The sequence below is a fragment of the Polaromonas sp. P1_G4 genome (assembly GCF_056405475.1).
On the sequence record NZ_JBFUCA010000575.1, the window covers coordinates 1 to 2,500 of the forward strand.

At 63.1% G+C, this 2,500-nt stretch carries 2 protein-coding genes and 1 pseudogene; 1 reads left to right on the forward strand and 2 read right to left on the reverse strand.

All coding sequences use genetic code 11. From position 1 onward, the window contains the following. Window positions 1-724, forward strand: a pseudogene (locus AC1D1X_RS20680) (peptidase M48); the annotation flags it as partial. A gap of 131 nt (window positions 725-855) precedes the next feature. On the opposite strand, the gene AC1D1X_RS20685 reads toward AC1D1X_RS20680, so the two are convergent. Continuing rightward, on the reverse strand, window positions 856-2,001 hold the full coding sequence (locus AC1D1X_RS20685) for an anhydro-N-acetylmuramic acid kinase (protein WP_477699047.1): 1,146 nt from the start codon (window positions 1,999-2,001) through the stop codon (window positions 856-858). A 143-nt stretch (window positions 2,002-2,144) separates the two neighbouring features. Next, the coding region (locus AC1D1X_RS20690; RefSeq protein ID WP_477699048.1) for a M23 family metallopeptidase at window positions 2,145-2,500 on the reverse strand (356 nt) is incomplete at its 5' end.

The following is a 2,500-nucleotide window of genomic DNA, read 5'->3' on the forward strand; positions in this document are numbered from 1 at the left end:
GATCAAGATTACCGCCTACGCAAGCTACCGGTCGGAAATCGAGCGTGAACTGTTCGAGCACGACCGGCAGCACGGCCAGCAACTCGGCATTGCGCAGTTTGTGGCCTCGGGCCTGACACACTACGCCGCCTCTACCAAATTCGTGAAAGCCATGGGAACAGCCAGCGTGCCGCATCCGTTTGACTCGCACCCGGCCATGCTGGACCGCATGAAGAATGTGCATCACCTGGTCAAGCCCGACGCTTTCGGCGCCATCGTGACTGATCCACCATTGCGCAACTGGGCTGACGACATACAGACCGCGCCGCAGATTGAGCAACGACTGTGGTCGGCCTACGAGCAGGGTTTTGCCGCCGACCATGAACGTACCCTCGCTTACCGCTACGGGCCGGACAATGACATGGAGCAGGCGCTGGTGCTGCGCTACTTTCCCCCTGTGCTGTTTCAGCTCAAGGGCACCCTCTCTGTCGGTGTGACATACAGCGGCCTGCAGCTGCCTGGCAAGCCCGATGAACTTTCGTGGGACGACATTCAGAACCTTGGCTATGAAAACGGTTTTGGCGGTGATGTCCTCACGGTTACCTTGACTGAAAAAGGCCTGTTGGGTGCCAAGACGACCAAGGTAAAGCTGCCCGGCATCAGTGCGCAGCGTGAGCAGTTCAAAGAGGTGCTGGGGACTTACCGGCACCGGCATGAGGTGATGCGGAAGCAGTTGGCGGGGTAGGCTTTTATCGGCCGGTTCTTGCTCCGGCCTTTGCGCTCTTTGCTGAGGGCGATTGGCCGGGGGTAGCCCGGCCAGCAATCCTCAGACGAAAGCGCAACGCCGGAACAAGACCGACCGCTATCCGTCCCAGCCTAAGCGGGGTAGACCGCCCCCAGCACCCGCAACCCCTTTGCCCCCGTCGCGCTTGGCAAATTACCGGGCCTGCGCAACACCGCCTGCTGTGCCAGCCACGCAAAGGCCGCCGCCTCCACCTGCAAAGGTGGCAAACCATGCTGGCCGGAAGTCTCAACCTTGAGCTGCGGCAACCCGGCCTGCAGGCGCCCAAGAAGATGGGTATTGAACGCGCCGCCGCCGCAGACGATCAGCAGGCTGCTGGCTTTTCCATGGCTGTTGACGTCCGCCGCGCAGGCGCTTGCCGTGAATTCAGCGAGGGTGTTCTGGACGTCTTGTGGCCGCGCCGCGGAAAAGGGCGCGAGCTTGCCGGCCAGCCAGGTCATGCTGAAAAGATCGCGGCCGGTGCTTTTGGGAATCGGTTGCGCAAAGTAGGGTTCGTCAAGCAGGCTGGCCAGCAGGTCCGGCAACAGCTTGCCCGTGGCCGCCCAGGCGCCGCTGGCGTCATAAGACTGACCGGTGTGTTGCAGGCACCATGCATCCATCAGGGCGTTGCCCGGTCCGCAGTCAAAACCCAGCACGGGTGACGACGCGCCAGGCGGAAGCACGCTGAGGTTGGAAATTCCGCCCAGGTTCAGCACCGACACCGTGACGTCCGCCTGGCCGAAAACGCCCTGATGAAATGCCGGCACCAGAGGTGCGCCCTGGCCACCGGCCGCCACATCGCGGCTGCGAAGATCAGCCACCACGTCGATGCCCGTGAGCTCTGCCAGCAAAGCCGGGTTGTTGAGCTGGAGCGTGTAGCCTGCGCCCGCCGGGTCGGGGGATGTTCTTTGGGGCTGKTGCCGCACGGTTTGGCCATGCGCGCCAATGGCGCGAACCTGCGAGGCGACGATCCCCTGTGCAGCAGCCTGGACAAGCAGCGCAGCGACGACTTTGGCATACGCCGCCGCGATGTGATTGGCAGCAACGGCGGCCCGGTGCAGTTCGTTGTCCGTGGGCGAATTCAGCGCCAGCAGCTCCGCGCGAAACAGCCCATCAAAGGATTCGGTGGCCGCAGCAAGCACGCGCAATTTTCCACCGGAAAGATCGACCAGCACGCCATCGGCACCGTCGAGCGAAGTGCCTGACATCAGGCCAATGAAGAGATCGGATGTTGTAGGCATGGGCCTATTTTGCCGCAGTGGGCGAATGTGAAAGCCCCGCCTTTACCAGCAGGGGCCGCGGGACTGGCTTTGCCAGACCGCAGGCGCAGCGCCCCCTCGGGGGGCAGAGAGCTACACGCAGTGAGCGAACGTGGGGGCTCTAGTTACTCAGCGCGGGTTTGCGTGATGGTGGCGGCCGCTTGCAGCTGAGTCTTCACGCCCGCCGAGAGCTCCCTGAATGCCGGCATGGCAGCCGTAGACACGGGAATGGTCTCGCTCTGCTTGGCGATCGTCATCGGGTCCTGCTGGGTGCCGTTGACGCGGAACTCGAAATGCAGGTGTGGGCCGGTGGCCCAGCCGGTGGAGCCGACGAGACCGATGGTCTGGCCCTGGCTGACGTTCTGGCCGCGCTGCACCATGATTTTGCTCAGGTGGGCATAAACAGTTTCATGGCCGTTGCGGTGGCGAACGAACACCACGTTGCCGTAACCGTTCTGGACACCCGAAAACTCCACCACGC